This window comes from Chryseobacterium sp. SIMBA_038, assembly GCF_046535115.1.
Classification (GTDB): Bacteria; Bacteroidota; Bacteroidia; order Flavobacteriales; family Weeksellaceae; genus Chryseobacterium.
In genome coordinates, this window is the sequence record NZ_JAWRXH010000061.1 from 1 (window position 1) to 349 (window position 349).

Below are 349 nucleotides of genomic sequence, written 5' to 3' on the forward strand. Positions count from 1 at the left end.
CAGTTTTTTGATGATATCCTCATTATGCAGAGAAGCTCTTTTCACAATAGTTCCGGCCAATAAAACAGGCTTTAAGTTGGCTACAGGAGTAATAGCACCTGTTCTTCCCACCTGATAAGAAACGCTCTGAAGTTCTGTTTCTACCTTTTCTGCCTTAAATTTATAAGCCATAGCCCAACGCGGAGCTTTGGCAGTATATCCCAATTGTCTTTGCTGATGCAGAGAGTTTACTTTTAAAACAATCCCATCAATTTCGAATGGCAGATTGTGACGCTCCGTATCCCAGAACGTGATAAATTCCTTTACCTCATCAAGGCTTTTGCATAATTTGGCCTGCTGAGAAGTCTTG

The 349-nt window shown here is 41.0% G+C and carries 1 pseudogene; it reads right to left on the reverse strand.

The features are described 5' to 3' along the window. Window positions 1-349: pseudogene (locus SB689_RS22720) on the reverse strand (NAD-dependent DNA ligase LigA); the annotation flags it as partial.